At 54.9% G+C, this 20,206-nt stretch carries 14 protein-coding genes; 7 read left to right on the top strand and 7 right to left on the bottom strand.

What is annotated here, in order from left to right; all coding sequences use genetic code 11:
* Nucleotides 1-25 precede the first annotated feature (25 nt).
* A complete protein-coding gene (locus tag QT231_RS12550) occupies nt 26-2,188 on the bottom strand; it encodes a GNAT family N-acetyltransferase (RefSeq protein ID WP_308337194.1) in 2,163 nt (720 codons plus the stop codon).
* A 361-nt stretch (nt 2,189-2,549) separates the two neighbouring features.
* Here QT231_RS12550 and dctP point away from each other — a divergent pair, with 361 nt between their 5' ends.
* The 4 genes from dctP to QT231_RS12570 all read left to right on the top strand — a co-directional run bounded on the left by dctP (nt 2,550) and on the right by QT231_RS12570 (nt 7,438).
* On the top strand, nt 2,550-3,653 hold the full coding sequence (gene dctP, locus QT231_RS12555; RefSeq protein ID WP_308337195.1) for a TRAP transporter substrate-binding protein DctP: 1,104 nt from the start codon (nt 2,550-2,552) through the stop codon (nt 3,651-3,653).
* Nucleotides 3,654-3,714: 61 nt separating this feature from the next.
* Nucleotides 3,715-4,218, top strand: coding sequence for a TRAP transporter small permease subunit (locus QT231_RS12560; protein ID WP_308337196.1), 504 nt, complete (start codon nt 3,715-3,717; stop codon nt 4,216-4,218).
* Nucleotides 4,215-5,552 carry a TRAP transporter large permease subunit gene (locus QT231_RS12565; RefSeq protein WP_308337197.1) on the top strand — a complete coding sequence of 446 codons (1,338 nt, stop codon included), beginning with the start codon at nt 4,215-4,217 and terminating at the stop codon, nt 5,550-5,552. The genes QT231_RS12560 and QT231_RS12565 overlap by 4 nt, the downstream gene beginning before the upstream one ends.
* 200 nt (nt 5,553-5,752) lie before the next feature.
* Complete coding sequence (locus tag QT231_RS12570; protein ID WP_308337198.1) at nt 5,753-7,438, top strand: iron ABC transporter permease; 1,686 nt, start codon at nt 5,753-5,755, stop codon at nt 7,436-7,438.
* A 7-nt stretch (nt 7,439-7,445) separates the two neighbouring features.
* Here QT231_RS12570 and QT231_RS12575 read toward each other — a convergent pair whose 3' ends face one another.
* Nucleotides 7,446-8,549 carry an ABC transporter ATP-binding protein gene (locus QT231_RS12575; protein ID WP_308337199.1) on the bottom strand — a complete coding sequence of 368 codons (1,104 nt, stop codon included), beginning with the start codon at nt 8,547-8,549 and terminating at the stop codon, nt 7,446-7,448.
* A gap of 228 nt (nt 8,550-8,777) precedes the next feature.
* Here QT231_RS12575 and QT231_RS12580 point away from each other — a divergent pair, with 228 nt between their 5' ends.
* Entirely contained in the window at nt 8,778-9,803 is a 1,026-nt protein-coding gene (locus tag QT231_RS12580; protein WP_308337210.1) for a Fe(3+) ABC transporter substrate-binding protein, read from the top strand.
* Between the two features lie 112 nt (nt 9,804-9,915).
* On the opposite strand, the gene polA is transcribed toward QT231_RS12580, so the two are convergent.
* On the bottom strand, nt 9,916-12,705 hold the full coding sequence (gene polA, locus QT231_RS12585) for a DNA polymerase I (RefSeq protein WP_308337200.1): 2,790 nt from the start codon (nt 12,703-12,705) through the stop codon (nt 9,916-9,918).
* 165 nt (nt 12,706-12,870) lie between these two features.
* Between polA and QT231_RS12590 the strand changes: the two genes are divergently transcribed.
* Both QT231_RS12590 and speA read left to right on the top strand, forming a co-directional pair.
* Nucleotides 12,871-13,830 (top strand): homoserine kinase, encoded by a 960-nt coding sequence (locus QT231_RS12590; RefSeq protein ID WP_308337201.1) that lies wholly within the window; start codon nt 12,871-12,873, stop codon nt 13,828-13,830.
* The gene (speA, locus tag QT231_RS12595; RefSeq protein ID WP_308337202.1) at nt 13,827-15,743 is read left to right on the top strand and encodes a biosynthetic arginine decarboxylase; all 1,917 of its coding nucleotides are present in this window, start codon (nt 13,827-13,829) and stop codon (nt 15,741-15,743) included. Before QT231_RS12590 ends, speA begins: the two co-directional genes overlap by 4 nt.
* Before the next feature lie 184 nt (nt 15,744-15,927).
* Here speA and QT231_RS12600 read toward each other — a convergent pair whose 3' ends face one another.
* From QT231_RS12600 to QT231_RS12615, 4 genes are all read right to left on the bottom strand, one after another.
* Nucleotides 15,928-16,593: a fumarylacetoacetate hydrolase family protein gene (locus QT231_RS12600; protein WP_064234094.1), complete on the bottom strand. Its 666-nt coding sequence runs from the start codon at nt 16,591-16,593 to the stop codon at nt 15,928-15,930.
* A gap of 118 nt (nt 16,594-16,711) precedes the next feature.
* A complete protein-coding gene (thpD, locus tag QT231_RS12605; RefSeq protein WP_308337203.1) occupies nt 16,712-17,710 on the bottom strand; it encodes an ectoine hydroxylase in 999 nt (332 codons plus the stop codon).
* Nucleotides 17,711-17,847: 137 nt separating this feature from the next.
* A complete protein-coding gene (locus tag QT231_RS12610; protein WP_308337204.1) occupies nt 17,848-18,321 on the bottom strand; it encodes a hypothetical protein in 474 nt (157 codons plus the stop codon).
* A 221-nt stretch (nt 18,322-18,542) separates the two neighbouring features.
* Nucleotides 18,543-19,349: a Crp/Fnr family transcriptional regulator gene (locus QT231_RS12615; RefSeq protein ID WP_308337205.1), complete on the bottom strand. Its 807-nt coding sequence runs from the start codon at nt 19,347-19,349 to the stop codon at nt 18,543-18,545.
* Nucleotides 19,350-20,206 lie beyond the last annotated feature (857 nt).

Genomic DNA, 20,206 nt, shown 5'->3' on the forward strand with positions numbered 1-20,206 from the left:
AGACTCTTCATTATCGGTAACCGATCTACTTTACCTCAATGAGGCTATCCACAGCGAGGCGTAGGCCTTTCAAGGCATCACTGTGGGCATCCGCCAGGGCACTATTTTGAAACGCCCAGGCAGCTAGCTGTTGATGTGCCTGCTGCTGTGGCTCGGTTAAACTGCGGTGACTGGCTTCCCTCGCCAAGGCTTGCAGCGCCGGGCGGGCAAGGGCGGGGTTGCGATGGGCGGTCGCCACATCCTCAACATCCTGCCACTCACGGTCACTCAGCGGAATGCTCGGCAGTTGGCCGAGCAGCAGTACCAGCACTGCAGCGGGCAACGTGTTGAGCTCAAAGGCCAGCAGGCCTGGCAGTGCCGCTTGAAAACGCTCACTAAGATCAGCCTGCACCGCCTCGCCCTCTGAGTTCAGCGCTTTGGCCACCATAACAGCAAACTCACCGGTGGAGGTCTCCCGGCTAATACCCAGGCGTACCGGCCTAAACCCCAGCGCCAGCCAAAAGCGTAGCAGCGATGCCTCTGCCCCGAAGGTCGCGCCATAAAGTGCAATCCCCTGCTGCCTGGCGGCGACCATATCCTCTTGCAGCAGCATTTGCCCCAAGCCTTGGCGACGCCGCTCGGGGTGCGTCGCGATACGCGCTACCCTTCTCCAGCGGGCGGTTAGCGCTTCTCGGCTTCCCGCATGGGTCGCCAGCGACTGCGCCAACAGATGCCCCTGTGGGCGGCGTTCACCACGGGCGACCTGCTCGGTAAGGGCGGCCTCAAAACCGCCCTCTTCGCGGGTAACCAATACCGCTTGAGGCTCGCCTGCATGCGCAATGAAGCGCAGTTGAGTACCTGGGCCGTCAAGCAGTTGGCGCAGGTCGTTGGGAGAGGTTCGGTAGTGGGACTGCACCAGCAGCCCAAACAGTTTCTCCAAGACGGCATCTTGTTGGGCAAGCCAGGCGCGATCAACCATCTGCGTTGCCACAGCGCTGCCATCCCGCTGCGCTTTGGGCAACGGTGCTTTTAACAACAGTAGTTGATTAACCAGTGCCTCCAACGGGTCGCCGCTGCGCCAGCGAATGGGCGCTTCAAGCTTAAGTGCTCTCCACTGGGGCGTTAACCGGTCAAGGGTCGCGCGAAAGCGCAAGGCGAACCCCCTTCCCGAGCCCTCATAGCCGTGCACCGTGGTGGCGAAAGCAACACGCGGAAAGGCGGTGAGCCACTGGCCCAGCAGCGCTGCGGGAATCGCCGCCGCCTCATCGACCATCAAATAGCTGCCATCACCGCCCTGCTGCTGAGTGTTAATCTGCTCGGTGAGCACATCCGGGGGTAAAAAAACCAGCTCGCTGCCCTGGGCCAGCACAAAGTGGCCTGGCGCGACGCGTCGGCCGTCCGGGCATAGCGCTACTACCCGCTCGAACACGCTCTCCACCGCACTTAGTCGTGGCGCGGTGAGCACTACTCGTTGGGCTTTACTGGTTAGCAGCCGAGCGCAGGCGATACCCAGCGCGGCACTTTTACCGCGCCCACGGTCTGCGGTGATTACCAGCGGGCGGCGGCGTTTTAAGCCAATCAGCTGTTTCACTGCGTAGGCCTGGTCGGAGGTTAGGCAGTCGCTATCAGCCGTTTCAGTGTCGTCTACTACGGGCGAAGGCAGAGGAGGAAGATGCAATGACTGATCAACGCCCCAGCGCACTACCTGAGGTGAGGCCTGCAACTGATGCGCCAAGCGCGCTAAGTAGTGACAGCTCAGATCTGGCCAGTGCCAGGGATGATCAGCAAAGCGCGCGTAGTCCAGATCCGGCGCTGCTCCCCAGGGCTGTGGGGTGAGTAATACCAGTAAGCCACCGGCGGTGAGCGTTCCTGACAAGGCCCCCAACGCCTCGGGATCAAATCCCGTGCCGTGGGTATCGAGCACTACCAACTGATGCTCTGCGCCCAATCGCGTGCGCGCCTTGCGAGGCGAGAGATGCCCATCCCCCACCCACAGCGGCGCCTGCCAGGGGTGGGCTTGCCATAAAGCCTGTGCAAGGGTTTGGCACTGCTGAGCATCGCCGCTTAGCCACACTAACTGGCGCCAGCGACGGCGAGCTAAACGCTGAGCATGATGAACTAGCGCCGCCACCCTCCGTGTTTGCTGCTTATTCTCTGATACCTGGTTATTTAACAAATGCGTTCCTTCTCCAGCACGACTGCTTCCCATTACGTTACCTTTTTAAGTGTGCCAGTGTGCCGCTGAGCGCCTTATTGAGGGCCTTATCCTTACAACTTTGGTTGAACGATTTAACTCCTTTCAACGTTTTCGAGTTACTTAGCCACTCCTTTTGGCGCTCAAAAAAATATGTAACCACATGTTTTAATTAATTTTTCAAAGCACGTGCATAAAACCCACCAGGCGACATCTCTTACATTACTGATATTGCACCGCAGCGGGGTTGATGTGCTAATTTAGCCCTGAAGCGCTAAAACCCTTGTTTACGTAAACGTAACCTAGTGGCGCTGCACTTTCCTGACTCCAGGTAACCAACACTAATAACGCCACACGCCAAACCAGGAAATACATCATGAAAAAAATGACCAAATTCGCTCTCACCGGCCTCACTGCCGGTATTGCCTTCGCTGCTTTATCGACCACCGCCCAAGCACAAGAACAGTGGACAATGACCACCACCTGGCCGGAAAACCTTGATCTGATCAAGATTGACCAACACTGGGTAGAACTGGTCAATAAACTCGCCGACGAAGAGCTACAAATCAATTTCCGCGCAGGTGGCACGCTAATGCCCGGCACCGAAGTGTTTGACGCCACTGAAACGGGCAGCATTGAAGCCGCAGGCGACTGGCCGGGCTACTGGGCAGGCTTGAATCCCGCCTTCTCGCCACTGGCGACCACCACCAGCCTGTTTAATGGCGTTGACTACCTCAACTGGATCCAGCAGTGGGGTGGCCGCGAGCTGTACGAAGAGATTTATGGCCAGTTCAACATGGTTTATCTCCCCTACGGCATTACCAACAATGAGTCGGGCTTTATGGGCCGCACTCCGATTGAGAGCATTGCCGATTTAGACGGCAAGCGTCTACGTCTGTCGGGTCGCGACCAGGGCCGCGTACTCGAAGAACTGGGCGGCTCGCAAGTCACCCTGGCAGGTGGTGAAGTCTACCAAGCCATTGAGCGCGGCGTTATCGATGCCGGTGAGTTCTCCACCCCGGGTGTTGATTTTAACGCCGGTTTTGCCGAAGTGGCCGACTACTGGGCAACGCCCGGCTGGCACCAGTCGGCCAGCGTATTTGGCGTAATGATCAATAAAGACGCCTGGGATGCGCTCTCCGAAGAGACCCAGGAAAAACTGCGCATTGCGGCGGATGCCACTATGGCTTGGTCATTGGCCTGGTCAGAGCGCCAGTCTACCGAAGCCACCCAGAAGTTTATTGACGCGGGGGTAACGATTAACCAGTTCTCAGAAGAGGACTTGGCACGCATCCAGGAAGTCACCAACGAGGTTATTCTGCGCGGCGCTTGCGAAGACCCTGACCACGCCAAGGTCTATCAATCGATGATTGCCTACCTTGAGCACTACGCAACCTGGCGCGATGTTACCGCTCCCTTCAATATGAGCCGCGTGATGGACAATCTACCCTCACTGGAAGAGATCGAAGCCTGCCTGTAAGGCGCTTCTCTGCCGCCTCGGTTTCCGGGGCGGTTTTTTGTGCTGACCGCGGAGATCTTCCATGAATGCGATTGCCAAGGCGATCGATGCCATCAATGAAGCCTTCGGGCGCATCATCGCTCCATTGATTGCCATCATTACCCTAATTGTTCTTTTCGACATTGCGTCACGGTTTCTGTTTGGGCGCCCCAGCGACTGGGCCTTTGACGTCACCAAAATGCTGTTTGGCGCCCACTTCATGCTGATGGCCGCCTATGGGCTAAAACATCACGCCCACGTGGAAGTCGACGTACTGAAGCGCCTGTTATCGCGCAGGAAGCAAGCCGTGCTCGACGTACTCGGCTATCTCATTTTCTTTGTTCCCTTTATCTGGATGCTGATCACTCTGGGCTGGAGCTTCTTCGAACGCGCGTGGAGCCGCGGTGAAACCACCTATGGCATGGTCTCGATCCCGGTCTACCCGATTAAAGGGGTGATTGTGGTCGCTGCTATTCTGATCTTGCTGCAGGCCATTGCCATTGTGCTGCGTGCCATCATGCAGCTTCGCGAGGAGACATCAGCATGAACCTTAGTCCTGAATTACTCACGCTGGTGATGTTTGGTGGCCTGATGATCGGGCTGTTTATGGGCCACCCGCTGGCGTTTGTGCTCGGCGGTGTAGCGGTTATCGGTGCCTTTCTTGGCCCCGGCGAGCGCATTCTCGGCACCCTGATCAACAATATTTTCGGTAACGCCATGGACAACTATGTATTGGTGGCGATACCGCTGTTTATCCTTATGGCGCGATTCTTGAACGACTCCGGCGTGACCGAGAAGATGTTTGACGCCATGCGCTTGCTACTGGCGAACCTGCGCGGTGGCCTGGCGCTTACCGTGGTGATCGTTTCGGTGCTGCTAGCGGCCACCACCGGCATCGTTGGCGCCTCGATTGCGGTGATGGGCATGATTGCCCTGGTACCGATGCTCAAGTATGGCTACAACAAAGAGCTTAGCGCCGGGGTCATTATGGCCAGCGGCTGTTTGGGGATTTTGATTCCGCCCAGCATTATGCTGATCCTTATGGCCAGCTACTCACCGGTTTCCGTAGGCGCACTGTTCGCAGGCGCGCTGATTCCCGGCCTACTGCTAGGGGTCATGTATGCGCTTTATGTGTTGATCATCTGCTATATCAAACCCAGCTACGGCCCCAAAGTACCGCCAGAAGAGCGTGCAGAAGTCAGTACGAAACAGCTGCTGATTATGCTGGCGAAGTATGTGCTCCCGCCTATGGCGTTGATTCTGGGCGTGCTGGGCGCGCTATTTACCGGTGTGGCCACGGCCACCGAGGCGTCGGCCATCGGCGTGTTTATCGCCTTCATTCTGTTTTTGATTTTCGGCGACCGTAAAGCCTCCACCTGCTTCTGGACAATGATCGAAGCGGGTAAAACCACCACCATGGTAATGCTCGTGCTAGTGGGCGCCACGGCCTTTACCGGCGTATTCTCCCGCGGTGGCGGTATGACCGTGATCAGCGAGTTGGTACTGGCCATGCCTGGTGGCACCATTGGGGCACTGATCCTGATGCTGTTCCTGGTGTTTATCCTGGGTATGTTCCTGGATTGGACCGGCATTGTACTGCTGAGCTTCCCGATCATGCTGCCCATCGTCGAAACCATGGGCGTGGATATGCTGTGGTTCGTGGTGATGGTGGCGGTGGTACTGCAAACATCGTTCCTGACCCCACCCTTTGGCTACGCGCTGTTCTACTTAAAAGGCGTCGCACCGCCTGGGGTCGAAATTGTCCACCTCTACAAAGCGGTCGTGCCCTTCGTCGCGCTGATTCTACTGGCGTGTACGCTGATGGCCTTCTTCCCGTGGCTGATTACCGGCCTACCTAGCATGCTGTTAGGTGGTTACTAGGTCGCCACACCTCACAGGCTTAACGACCAACCATTATGGCCCGCCTCGGCGGGCTTTTTTTGCACTGTTGTCGGGTCTGCAAAGCTGCACCAGTGCAGCGCCAATGCTACTATTCACGCCCGTCACTATTTCGCATTCAGTGTGCTGCGCTACTTTCCGGCTTTCCACGACTGCTTTCCGTCAATGCAAGGAGTGTTCGCTTGTTCAGATCCGGCTATCGCGGGCTTTTCGCTTTCCCCTCTTCGCTTAGCCGTCGCGCTACCCCCTGGTCGATTGCCCTGATCGCGGTAGCGTTCGTGGTTGCGCTGCCCGTACTGGTGGTATTTGCCCATATTGCGATGCCCACCGATGGCGTTTGGCAACACCTGACCAGCACCGTACTTGGCCGCTATTTGAACAACACCTTCTGGCTCGTTGTGACTGTCGGACTTGGCACGCTGATCATCGGTACCGGTACTGCCTGGCTGGTGGTGATGTGCCGCTTTCCCGGTAAACGGCTCTTCGAGTGGGCGCTACTGCTGCCATTGGCGGTGCCCACTTACGTGATCGCCTACGCCTATACTGACTTTTTGCAGTTCGCCGGGCCGTTACAAAGCCTGCTGCGCGAGACATTTGGCTGGGGCTATGGCGACTACTACTTTCCCAATATTCGCTCCCTCGGCGGCGCCGCAACGGTGATTACCCTGGTGCTCTACCCCTATGTTTACCTGCTGGCCCGCGCCTCGTTTCTTGAGCAATCGGTATGCGTGCTGGATGTAGGCCGTACGCTAGGGCGCGGCCCCTGGAAACTGTTTGCCAGCGTCGCCGTGCCGCTGGCGCGCCCGGCACTGGTAGGTGGTGTATCGCTGGTATTAATGGAGACACTCAACGAGTTCGGCGCCGTGCAGTTCTTTGGCGTGGATACCTTTACCACCGGTATCTACCGCACCTGGTTTGGCATGGGCGAGCAGGTAGCGGCGGCGCAGCTGGCGGCGTGCCTGCTCACCTTCGTGATTGTATTAGTGCTACTGGAGCGCTGGTCGCGGGGTAAGCGCCGCTACTTCCATACCACCAATCGCTATCAGCAACTGCCCGAATACGCGCTGCACGGCTGGCGCGCTGCAGCAGCAACGCTGGCCTGTCTGGTGCCGGTGCTGGTGGGTTTTTTACTGCCCAGCGGCATTCTGCTCAATTTAGCGCTGCAGGGAGGCGATTCGCTGTGGGGCTCGCGCTTTATCGGCTACGCCTGGAACAGCCTGGGGCTGGCAACCGTGGCCGCGCTGATCGCCGTAGGCTTGGCGGTGGTGCTGAGCTACGGCGTACGCATGCACGATACGACCTTTGCGCGGGTGGCTTCCCGGGTCGCCTCCATGGGCTACGCGATTCCGGGCTCGGTAGTCGCAGTGGGGATTCTGATTCCGTTTGCCTGGCTGGATAACGCCCTTAACACGTGGCTCAACAATCACTATGGCTACATTATCGGTCTAGTCTTCAGCGGGTCGGCGTTTATCTTGCTATACGCCTACGTGGTGCGCTTTTTAGCCGTTTCGTTCAATGCCGTTGAGGCCAGTCTGGGCAAAGTCACCCCCAGCATGGATGCCGCGTCGCGCACCCTGGGGCAAACCGCGGGGGGCACGCTGCGCCATATTCATACGCCAATGATGCGCAGTAGCCTGCTGGCGGCAGGGATTTTAGTCTTCGTTGACGTTATGAAGGAGCTGCCCGCAACGATTATTCTGCGCCCCTTCAACTTCGATACCCTGGCGGTGCGGGCGCATAACCTGGCCTCTGACGAGCGTCTGGCCGAAGCCTCCACCTCATCGCTAGCGATTGTAGTGGTGGGTATCCTGCCGGTTATTCTGCTTAGCATGGCCATGCGCCGTTCACGCCCCGGCGCTCAGTCCTGATGAAGCGTTAAGCCGTGAGCGGGAAAACAAACACTTGGGAAAGGTCGAGGTGAATATCCACCGGCTGGCCTTCTGCGGGTAAGAATACCCCCGGTACGCGGGCATGCAGGTGGGCCTCAAGGCCGTTTTCGCCATGGGCACACAGGTGTAGCAGGCTGGTGCGCCCCAGCAGCTTCGCCATTACCACATGGCTATGGCGATGGGCATCAGCAGGCAAGTCGCGCTCAACAATGCGCAGCGCCTCTGGGCGGATCATAATTTGCGCGTCGCTGCCCTCGGCTAACCCGGGGGCAGGCACCCGCCCCACTGGCGTATTCACAGCGCCATTATGTACTTTGCCCTGTAGCTCATTGACGTCGCCAAAAAAAGTCACTACGAAAGGGTCTTGAGGCGCGCAGTAAAGCCCGCGGGGTGTCCCGGTCTGCACGATCCGCCCGTCGCGCATCAGCGCGATGCGATCGGCCATAAACATGGCTTCTTCAGGGTCGTGGGTCACCAGTAGCGTCGCCGCGCCGACCTTTTTCAGCACGTGGAGAGTATCGTCGCGAATGCGGTCGCGCAGGCGCGCATCCAGGCTTGAGAACGGTTCATCCAACAGCATTAAGCGCGGCGATGGCGCCAGCGCCCGCGCCAGTGCCACCCGCTGCTGCTGGCCCCCGGACAGCATATGCGGGTAAACATCGGCATAGGCGGCCATACCCAACTGCTCAAGCAGCTGTGACGCCCGCTCGCGACGCTCGCGAGAGGCTAAATGTTTAAGCCCAAAGGTGACATTTTCCAACACGGTTAGGTGGGGGAAAAGCGCCGAGTCCTGGAACGCCAGCCCAACATTGCGCTTCTCCGGCGGCACATGGCGCTGGCCTGGGCCGGCAATATAAATATCTTCCAAGGCAACGCTGCCCTCTTGCAGCACTTCAAGGCCTGCAGCGATTCGCAGCAGCGTTGTCTTTCCACATCCCGACGGGCCCAGCAGGCAAACTACTTCACCTGGGGCAACGCTTAAGTCCACGCCTTTCACTACCGTATCGCCATCATAGGCATGACGTACATTATGCAGGGTTAACGCCGATGAGCCAGGCACCGCCGAGGCGACCTTCAGGGTTGCTGTCATAAATCCCCACTTTGCAGCTGGGCAAACCGCCCGACAAACGACTAAACGCGGATTGGGTACATTTGAAAGTTATTTGCATTGTATTTTTTATTGCAATGAGATGCACGTCCAGTACCTTTCGTTGAATGCGGTTGGTTAGCATTTACCTTGACCTCAACGGGGATAAAAGCTTGAATACTCACCGCTGATAATGCAACTTATTATCAAAACTGAAGGGAGATATTCATGATGACAAAAGCACGCCTAACGCTATCGGTCGCCGCTATTCTAGCGGGCTCCGCCGTTGCTAGCAGCGCTCTAGCAAACGAACTTAACCTCTATTCTGCTCGCCACTACGACTCTGACGAGCACCTCTACGATGCTTTCACCGAAGAGACAGGCATCGAAGTCAACATCCTTGAAGGCGACTCCGACCAGCTGATCGAGCGTATTCAGCGCGAAGGCGTGGCCAGCCCGGCGGATGTCATGATGACCGTCGATGCAGGCCGTCTCTGGCGCGCGGAAGATGAAGGTATCTTCCAAAGCGTTGAGTCGGACGTTCTCAACGAACGCCTGCCCGAAGCGATGCGCCACCCTGACGGCCTGTGGTTTGGCTTTAGTCAGCGCGCCCGGGCGATTTACTATAACCGTGAAAACTTCGACCCAAGCCAGATCGAAAGCTACGAAGATCTGGCCGACCCGCAGTTTGAAGGCAAAGTGTGCATTCGCTCTTCCAACAACATTTACAACCAGTCACTGCTGGCCTCAATGATTGAGCATCACGGCGAAGAGGGTGCCGAAGAGTGGGCCCAGGGCGTGGTTAACAACATGGCGCGGGATCCGGAAGGTGGTGACACCGACCAGATTCTGGGCGTTGCCAGCGGCGAGTGCGACATCGCAGTGGCCAACCACTACTACTATGTGCGGCTGCTGAAATCTGACGATGATGCCGAGCGTGAAGCAGCTCGCAAAGTGGGCATTATTTTCCCCAACCAAAATGACCGCGGCACCCACGTCAACGTTGGCGGCGCCGGTGTGGTAGAAGGTGCGCCTAATCGCGACAACGCCATCCGCTTCCTGGAGTACCTGGCTTCAGACACCGCCCAGGAAATCTTTGCCTCCGGCAACAACGAGTTCCCGGTGGTCGAAGGCATCAAGAAAGATCCGGTGCTGGAATCCTGGGGCAACTTCAAAACGGATGACGTGAATATCAGCGTATTGGGTGAAAACAACCCTGAAGCGATCCGCATTTTTGATCGCGTCGGCTGGCGTTAAGCCTCTGCCCAAATCATCGCAACGCAGCATCGCGATGCACCATCGCGGTTAGCCCACCCCCGCAGCCATTGGCTGCGGGGGTTTCGTTTGTAACAATGATTAGGCTAGGGAGTTAGTGCGCTTCATCCCAGTTGGCGCCGCTCTCCGCCTCGACGATTAGCGGTACTTTTAGCTCTGCCGCGCCCTGCATGCGTTGCTGCACCTGTTCGATAAACGCCTCGACCTGTTTCTCGGCGACTTCAAACACCAGTTCATCGTGTACCTGCATGACCATTAGCGCGTCGAACTTGCCTTCCGCCAGCCACGCATCCACGTCGATCATCGCCTGCTTGATGATATCCGCCGCGGTACCCTGCATCGGCGCATTGATTGCAGTGCGCTCGGCGCCTTGACGGCGGTTACGGTTTTGCGACTGAATCTCCGGCAGGTAGAGCCGCCGACCCAGCACGGTTTCGACAAAGCCATCTTCCGCCGCCTGGGAACGGATGCGCTCCATATAGCGGGCAACGCCAGGGTAGCGGTCAAAGTAGCGGTCAATGTAGGTTTGTGCTTGGTTGCGCTCAATATGTAGCTGACGCGACAGCCCCCAGGCGCTCATGCCGTAGATCAAGCCGAAGTTAATCGCTTTGGCGCTGCGCCGCTGATCGCCAGAGACCTTCTCAAGGGAGGTGCCGAAGACTTCCGCTGCGGTGGCAGTGTGGATATCGCGCCCTTCGGCAAAGGCTTCCAGCAAGCCTTTATCTTCGGAAAGGTGCGCCATAATGCGCAGTTCGATCTGCGAGTAGTCGGCGGCGACAATGCGATAGCCAGGGCGGGCAATAAACGCCTGGCGAATCTTGCGCCCCTCTTCGGTACGAATGGGGATGTTCTGTAAGTTGGGGTCTGATGACGACAGCCGCCCGGTGGCGGTGACTGCCTGGTGGTAGCTGGTATGCACTCGGCCGGTAGCTTTATTGAGCAGCCGCGGCAACTTGTCGGTGTAGGTGGACTTCAGCTTGGCCAACCCCCGGTGCTGCATAATCACTTTCGGTAGCGGGTAATCCAGCGCCAGCTCTTCCAGCACGCCTTCCGCGGTAGAGGGGGCGCCTTTAGGGGTTTTCTTGAGCACTGGAATTTTCTGCTCTTCAAACAGAATTTGCCCCAACTGCTTGGGAGAGCCCAGGTTAAATTCCCGTCCGGCGAGTTCAAACGCCTCGCGCTCTAACTCGCCAATACGCTTTTCTAACTGCTGGCTCTGCTTGTGCAGTAGATCCGCATCCACCGCCACCCCGTTGCGCTCAATGCGCGATAGCACTTTAATCAGCGGCAGTTCGATATTATCCAGCACCTCCGCCAGGCGCCCTTCGTTCTCAACCTGGGGGCGTAGCGTTTGCTGCAGCCGCAGGGTGATATCGACATCTTCACAGGCGTAAGGCGCCGCCTGCTCCAGGGCAATTTGGTTAAAGGTCAGCTGCTTGGCGCCTTTACCGGCAATCTCTTCAAAGGAGATGGTTTTTTCGCCCAGATATTTTAGCGCCAGGGAATCCATATCGTGGCGCGTAGCGGTGGAGTTGAGCACATAGGAAGCAAGCATGGTGTCGGCAAACGGCCCCGCCACAGAAATCGCATAGTTGGCCAGTACCGAAATATCGTACTTAAGGTTCTGGCCAATTTTGGTTTTTTTAGGATCTTCCAGCAGCGGTTTTAGCGCGGCGAGTACGGTTTTACGGTCAAGCTGTTGGGGGGCATCCAGATAGTCGTGGGCCACGGGTATATAGGCCGCCTCACCCGCCTCCAGCGCCAGACCAACGCCGACGATTTCTGCGTCCATATAGTCGAGGCTGGTGGTTTCCAGATCAAAACAGAAGCGCTCGGCGTTTTGTAGCCGCGCAAGCCAAGCCTCAAGGTCTGCCTGTTCGAGAATAACGTGATCTTCACGCACAGACGTTTTTGCAGAAGCGCTCGAATCCTCGGACTTGGTCTCTACATCATCAGCGCTCGCGGGTGCAGGCTCGCCACCCTTAACGTCATCCACGCCTTCGTCTTTGCCTTCCAGTAGCTCGCCGAGCCACTGGCGGAACTCCATCTTTTTATACAGCGTGACCAGGGCCTCGCGATCCGGGTGGGCGATATCCAGATCATCCAGACCCACCGGCAAATCACAGTCGACCTTGATGGTGGCTAACTGATAGGAGAGAAACGCCTGTTCACGATGCTCTTCCAGCTTCTTGGGCAGCGTTTTGGCGCCCCGGAAGGTGAGTGTTTTGACCCGCTCTAAATCGCCATAAATGGTCTCCAAACCGCCGCCCATGCCTTGCAGCAAGCCAATCGCGGTCTTTTCCCCCACGCCGGGTACGCCGGGGATGTTATCGACCTTGTCCCCCATCAGGGCGAGAAAATCGATGATCAGCGCGGGCGGCAGGCCAAACTTCTCTTCCACGCCCCCCTCATCCAGAGTTTCATCCTTCATGGTGTTAACCAGGGTGATATGGGCATTGACCAACTGCGCCATATCCTTATCGCCGGTGGAGATCACCGCGTCGCGGCCCGCCTGGGTGGCGCGGTGGGCCAGAGTGCCAATTACATCGTCGGCTTCCACCCCTTCAATACACAGCAGCGGCAGACCCAACGCTTTTACGCAGGCGTGCAGCGGCGCAATCTGGCTGCGCAGATCGTCGGGCATGGGCGGGCGGTGCGCTTTGTAGTCACTGTACATATCATCGCGGAAGGTTTTGCCCGGCGCGTCGAATACCACCGCCATGGGGCTGTCGGGGTAATCCTTAATCAGCCGTTTGAGCATGTTCAACACACCTTTCACGGCACCCGTCGGCTGACCATTGGAGGTCGTTAGCGGCGGCAGCGCGTGGAAGGCACGGTAAAGGTAGGAGGAGCCATCTACGAGGACGATCGGAGCGCGAGCCATAACCAAGTTCCATTATTGAAAAATTGCTAAAATGAGTTGCTACCATGATACCCGCTGCGCAGGCTGCCTGCAGAGTCAAACTCTCCTCTCTTTAACACAACAACGCTGCCAACTAAGCGGCCAAGCCGCTACAATAATGGGCTTAGCAACCTGGGCGAGACTCTCATGGCTGTATTTACCCCGCTTAGCGACGCACAGGTCGCCGCGTTTTTAGAAAAATTTGATGTTGGCAGTTTCGTTTCCCTACAGGGCGTCGCGAACGGCACCGAGAATTCAACATTTTTTGTGACCACCGACCGCCGTGAACTTGTTCTGACCCTTTTTGAGCAGGGCGAGCACGAGGAGCTGCCGTTCTTTGTTGAGCTGCTGGACTACTTGGATGAGCACCGCTTACCCGTGCCTGGCACAGTGCATGACCGTGAAGGTGTTGCATTGCATAGCTTGGAAGGTAAGCCAGCTTTGCTGTTCCCACGCTTGCCTGGGCGGCACCCCGAAGCACCCAATTTAGCTCAATGCCGTACTTTGGGGGATACCCTGGGCCGCCTGCACGTGGTGTCGAAACGCTTCCCCGGCCATCGCCCGAACCCACGGGATCTGAACTGGCTACAGGTGATGCACCATAAGGTGTTGAGCTACCTGAGCCCCGCAGATCAAACGCTGATGAAGGATGAAGTCGACGATTTCGAAAGTGCCTTTACGCAGCACGATGAGCTTCCCCAAGGTGCCCTGCACGGTGATCTGTTTCGCGACAACACCCTGTTTGAGGGTGACCAGCTTGGCGGTATTATCGACTTTTACAATGGCTGCACCGGCGACCTGCTGTTTGATTTGGCCATTGTGATCAACGACTGGGCCTCTAACGACGATGGCACGCTCAATCCTGAGCGTTACAACACGCTGTTGAGTGCCTACCAAGCGCGCCGCCCATTAACCGCGACTGAGCGGGAACTGTGGCCCACCATGCTACGCATGACGGCGCTGCGCTACTGGCTGTCACGCCTGCTGGTGGTCTATGTTGATCCACCTGCCCACGACTTGACGCCCCACGACCCGGAGCGTTTCCGTACCATTTTAACCGCGCGCATCGCCCACGGTGCACTGCCGCTACCTGAGGTTTCTGCATGAGTGTGATGGCAACGACTAGCCCTGCCCTTCGCGCACGGCGCACCTGGAATATCGACCAATGGGGCAGCGGCTACTTCGATGTGGATGACCACGGCCAGGCCCTGGTTCGGCCGTTGGGTAGTGATGCGGAAGGTCCGGTGCTACCGCTAAGCGGCCTGGTTCGCCAACTGCAAGCAGCCGGGCTGCGCCTACCGGTGCTGGTGCGCTTTAGCGATATTCTTCATGACCGGGTGGAGCAGTTGTGCGGTGCTTTTGATGCCGCCATGAGCGACTGCGACTACCAGGGCGGCTACACTGCGGTTTACCCGATTAAAGTCAACCAGCAGCGACGAGTAGTCGAAGAAATTCTGGCCACCGCCGAGCGCGGCAACGGCCGCGTGGGGCTGGAAGCGGGCAGCAAGCCGGAACTACTGGCGGTACTGGCGCTCTCCGACGGCGGCTCCTCGCTAATTGTGTGTAACGGCTACAAAGACCGCGAATACGTGCGTCTGGCCCTGCTGGGTGAAAAACTCGGCCACAAGGTCTACTTGGTGGTCGAAAAACTCTCCGAGCTGCAGTTGATCTTGGAAGAGGCTCGCGAACTGGAAGTCACGCCCCGCATTGGCCTGCGCGCCCGCCTGGCCTCGGTGGGTAAAGGCAAGTGGCAGAATACCGGCGGCGAAAAATCCAAGTTTGGGCTCACCGCCAGCCAGATACTTGAAGTCGTCGATACGCTGCGTCGCGAGGATGCGCTGGAAAGTCTGCAGCTGGTGCACTTCCACTTGGGCTCCCAGATCGCCAATATTCGCGATATTCAGCGCGGCCTGCGCGAATGCGCACGCTTCTACCAGAACCTGATGCAGTTGGGTGCGCCCATCGACACCGTCGACGTGGGCGGCGGCCTGGGCATCGACTATGAAGGCACCCGCTCACGCAGCTTTTGCTCGGCCAACTACTCCATGCGTGAATACGCCCGTAATGTAGTGAGCGCCTTTGCCCAGCTCTGCCAAGAAGCGAACCTGCCGCAGCCCCATCTCATCAGCGAGTCGGGGCGTGCACTCACCGCTCACCATGCGGTACTGATCACCAATGTGATTGGCGAGGAGCGTATCGACGACACCCCACCTGAGCAGCACTCTCAAGAAGACACTCAAGTTGAGTTACTGTGGCGGGTATTTGAGCAGTTAGCGACAGCCCAAGAGCCGCGCATGCTGGTTGAGGCGTGGCACGACCTGCTGCAAGCAGTAAGCGAGCTGCAGGAGCGTTTTGTAATGGGGTTAAGCGACATTACCGCCCGGGCCGAAGGCGAGCGGGTGTATATGGCTGCCTGCGCCCGGCTGCGTACCCAGCTTGATACCCGCAACCGAGCCCATCGTGAAATCATGGATGAGCTAGCGGAGAAGCTTGCCGATAAACTGTTCGTCAACTTCTCACTGTTCCAGTCAGTGCCTGACGTTTGGGGTATCGAGCAGATATTCCCGGTGCTGCCGTTGAGCGGGCTCGATCAGGCCCCCACCCGACGGGCGGTGATTCAGGATATCACCTGCGATTCCGACGGCCGCATCGACAGCTACGTCGACGGCCAGGGGGTAGAGAGCACCCTGCCACTGCCCGAATGGCCATCAGACGACGAGCGCTGGTTAGGCTTCTTCCTGGTGGGCGCCTATCAAGAAATTCTTGGCGATTTGCATAACCTGTTCGGCGATACTGATTCCGTGGACGCCGCACTCAATGCCGACGGCGAGTGGACGCTCTCCAACCCACTGGCCGGGGACTCGGTGGCCCAGGTGCTGGCCTACGTCAACTTCAATGCCAACGTGCTCAAGCAGAAGCTCACCGACCAGCTAGCCGCAAGCGGCTTCTCTGCCGACGAGCAGGCCCGCTTTGCGGCCAGCTTAAGCGAAGGGCTGGAAGGCTATACCTATCTTGAGTGAGCTGTTTTGAATGGTCTATCTTGAACAGCTTGGCTTAAATGGCCTGCCTAGATAGGTTGGCTTAAGCGGCCCAAAAAAAGAAACGCCACCTGTGGTTAACGGGTGGCGTTTCTATTGATAACGATAGCGAATGCTTGTGGCAGGCTATCTGCTTCACTGTTTGTGGGTCAACTATTTAGTTTAATTACTCGACGACGCTGGTTTCGACTTCCAAACCACCGGTCAAGGTTAAGCGCAGCGATGAACCACGAACCAGCTCCCCAACGCCAGAAGGCGTGCCGGTTAAGATTACATCGCCCGGCTCCAGGGTGAAGTGGCGGCTCATTTCAGCCACCAGCGTGGGGACAGCAAAGATCATATCGGAACCTTCGCCGTGCTGGCGCTCTTCCCCATCAATCTCAAGGGTAAAAGCGAGCGCGTTCCAGTTGGGCACTCGGCTTAGCGGCAGAAACGACGAAAGCGGGCAAGCGCCATCAAAGGCTTTGGCGATTTCCCAAGGGTGCCCCTTCTCTTTTAGCTTGGTCTGTACATCACGCAGGGTTAAATCCATCGCCAACCCAATACCGACAATCGCGCGCTCGGCTTCATCCAGGGTGGCATGGGTTAAGGTTTCACCCACTAACAGCGCAAGCTCAACTTCATAATGCACGTCGCCGCGCGAAAACGGTGGATCCAACGGCTTGGTCAGATCCACAACGCTGGTCGACGGCTTAATGAACAGCAACGGCTCAGTGGGAACCGGATTATCCAGCTCTTTCGCATGGTCGGCATAATTACGGCCGATGCAGACAACCTTGCCCAGCGGGTGGGGAAACTCCTGGCCATCGGTAAACTGTGGAACAAAACGCATGGCGGGTATTCTCCTTCTCATTATGCGTGCCGCATTCGCAACGACAGGCGCAACAGTTTACCCCACCTATACTAAGGTTCCACAACCTTCGGCCATGAATTTGTTTCCCCACTGCTGGCTAGCGATATTGCTGAGCCGGTTGATCAGGGTTATGAGCCAGGAAGTCTGGCCGTGGTTTAGCCGCCGCATAGGGCTCCCGGCACTGATTATCCTGGCGATTAAACACAAAGAACACGTTGCTACGCGGGTCGGGCGAAAGATTGGCGTTCGAAGCATGCAGGGTATTGCAATCGAACAGCAGCAAGCCGCCGGCCTTGCCTTTCGGCGCTTCAATACCGTGTTCAGCCACTAGCTCGGTCAGCGCTTCTGGGCTGGGTACACCCACTTCCTGCGCCTTCAGCGAACTTTTATGGTTATCCTCCGGCGTTTCACCCAGGCAGGGCACAAACTTTTTGTGCGAGCCGGGGATCAACATTAACGGGCCGTTGAACTCGTGGTTATCGGTTAAGATCAGCGATGCGCTAACTGCGTGCATTGCGGGCATGCCATCTTCGGCGTGCCACGTTTCAAAATCGGAGTGCCAGTTAAAGCCCTTACCGGCAAACCCAGGCTTGTAGTTAATCCGCGATTGATGCACATAAGGATCACCGCCAATAATTTGACGAGCAGCGCCCGCGACACGCTCATCGCTGGCCAGCTTGCCCAAGCGCTCGGAGAGAAAGTGCACTGCAAATAGCGAGCGGATTTCCTGACTCTCTGGCTCAGTGACGCTGAAATCTTGGTTGAGATACTCCTCGTTACTCATCAGCGCCTTCATTTCCTGACGCAGCTCATCAAGCTCTTCGCCTGCAATGAGGTTGGGAATAAACAGAAACCCCTTACGCTCAAATTCATCAAGCTGCGCCTGGCTTAACGGGCCGGAAAGCTCGCGCCCTTTGACCACCGCATCTTGGCGCGGGAGCCAAGTTTGTGCAGGGGGTGTGGCTAAGCGCGACGGGTAGACATCCTGTACCTGTGCACGCGTAGCCTGTGTGTCGTGAACATTCGGCGTATCGGCCATTTCGCTATACTGCTTATGGGCGGTGACTGTATGTAGTGGTGTACTTTTAACTGTCATCTAATCCACTCCTTGTATGATTAGGTTTCAGATCGAACGATGTTACAGGAAATATCTTAGACAAAACAAAACAGCATGCAAGGATCATCAACCGTTTTCATAACTTGTGTTACGTAAAAAATTAAAGCTTTTTCACACTAATAAAACCCAGGGTAGTCTTTTTTCTCTAGCTTTAATGCCTTCATAAGCTTTTTCCGCTCGTAAGTGATTGACCAAGAGGCAGTATTCCAACTTAAGGGGGTTATAAAATCGCCATTTAAAGGTTGAAAAAACCTGTAGCGCCTAGAAGCCCCTATCAATCTCTTATCCCCGCCATGAAAAAACACAACAAATATATTAACGATATCGTCCCGTTCAACGCTAATGGGATGCTGAGGTGCCTCCTTTCCCCTATTGAAATAACATGAGTTAAATAACCGGCCTATATTTAATTCAGCACAGCCACCTGAAAGAACTGTGCCTTGATACTCCCATTTATTTTCTTCTTCTCCATACGTCTCTTTTTTAACAGTCTCTTTCTCGTGAAAATCATCAAGATTATAAACTTCCCGATAATGCTCTCGCTCAACAGTGATAAATATATTTCTTACATAAACAGGATCAGCCGACATGTTAGTCCATACCAGCTTCACACTACAAAGGTCATAGCCCTCCAAATGAATAATAAAGCGAGGCTTTCGTTGGCGCTTTATTTGAAAAAACAGCTGAGCAAAAAAAACCCATATCAAAAAGGTGCCTATTTCAAAAAAAAATCCATTATTATTTCATAATAGACATCAGCCATGATTCCACATAAGCCTTAAAAAGCAATAAAATCAATACTTCAGAAAAGCTAAGCCAAGCTAACATGGCTATAGATTAAATCAAGGTCAAAACCTGTAATTTCTGCTAACAACTCTGGCTCAAGCAAATTAACAGTATTGCGGCTTTTTCTTATCAATTTTTTCTGTTCAAGTGCTGTCATACAACGACTAACGTGCACATTAGTGATACCCAACAACTCTCCAACAATTTCTTGGGTAACTGGAAAAGAGAACACTGTAGAATCAATCATTTTATTGAATCTATATCTTGCATAAACTTCTAGCAAAAAATGCGCCACCCGCGCCTCTGCTTTATGATGAGTGCAACTTCTTAATCTTTCAATTGTTATATTATCATTAACCATGATATAAGAAACAACAGCTTTTTTAATATCAGCACATTCGGTGAATAGAGTATGTATCTCCTCAGCCGTTATTTTATCAAGTTCGCAGTTCTGCAAAGCCAATATGGAAATTTCATGATTATCAAAAAAGCTTTCTCGAATACCGACAATATCACCAGGCATATACACATTACATATATCTTGACCTCGAGCTTTAATAGAGTGACACAAGCTAACCCAACCTTTTCTTACTACAAATATCTCGGCTTTCTCCGCACATGAAGAATATATTTTTTGATTTCTACTCAGCGCTAAACTTTTTATTTTAACGCTAGACAATCTATTCAAAGACTCAGGAATAATATCTCCGTAGCGGCTTAAAATATCCCCAAGAGTTATTTGCCTGGGTGAAACCTTCATGTCCGATACTTCAACATCATTATTTTTTTCTTTAACAGCTTTACTATGTACATCAATCGCAGTAACAGTCATCGCCACACTCCATTGCAGTTAGACAAAAAGCATACAGAACAAAAAGACTGTACAGCTAGCGCACATCTTAAAATCCGAATAAGCGGAGAAACTATAGGCAATTCTTTTGTTTTTAACAAGATTAAAATTACGAGAAAACACAAAACAATTAACAATTGTTAAAAAACAATCGAACCTTTTCTTAAGTTAACAAAAGCATAGAAAGATAATTTTTTACCTTCAATTAAACCAATGATCCACCTCTTAAAAATATAACATATGTTATTTACGGGCGGCGATCACAAAATAAAAATGAATAGAATAACTTTGCTTTAACGACAGAAAATTATTTTAAAAAAATCAATCAATTACCGCTAGATTTTAAATTTTCAAGAAAAGCACCATGGAAGGAATATCCTCAAGGTAGCACTGAAAAAAAGCAGTTCTCCTTTTACGATATTTAAGCAACTGCTAGAGACTCATTCGCCAGTTTTCCAGACACTAACGACGCAATTATTGCTCAATGGGACTATCCTACTAATGTTTTAATACCCATACTATGTAAAGAGCATGATATACCCTCACCTTCAGTGACTAGTGTTTTAAAGTGTGAACACAAGCTATGGAGCAGATTAGAATAGCAAGAAGTGATTCCGGATGGCATGTCCAATCATGAAGTCGCTGTTTATATTGCGTTTGGCCGACGCCCTTCTCTAGCTAATCGTCAAGTAGTAGCCACTGCTGCCCCTAACCCGAATTTCTCACGGGGCATAAAAGGAAGCGGCTGAAAGTGTTAACGTTTCAGGGCCTTACACCAAAAACCAACACCAACAACCGCTTCCAAAATGGTACCTGAAAAACTGTCCTTCTCGCCACTC

Source organism: Halomonas sp. SpR1, from assembly GCF_031010175.1.
In the GTDB taxonomy this organism is placed as follows: Bacteria; Pseudomonadota; Gammaproteobacteria; order Pseudomonadales; family Halomonadaceae; genus Vreelandella.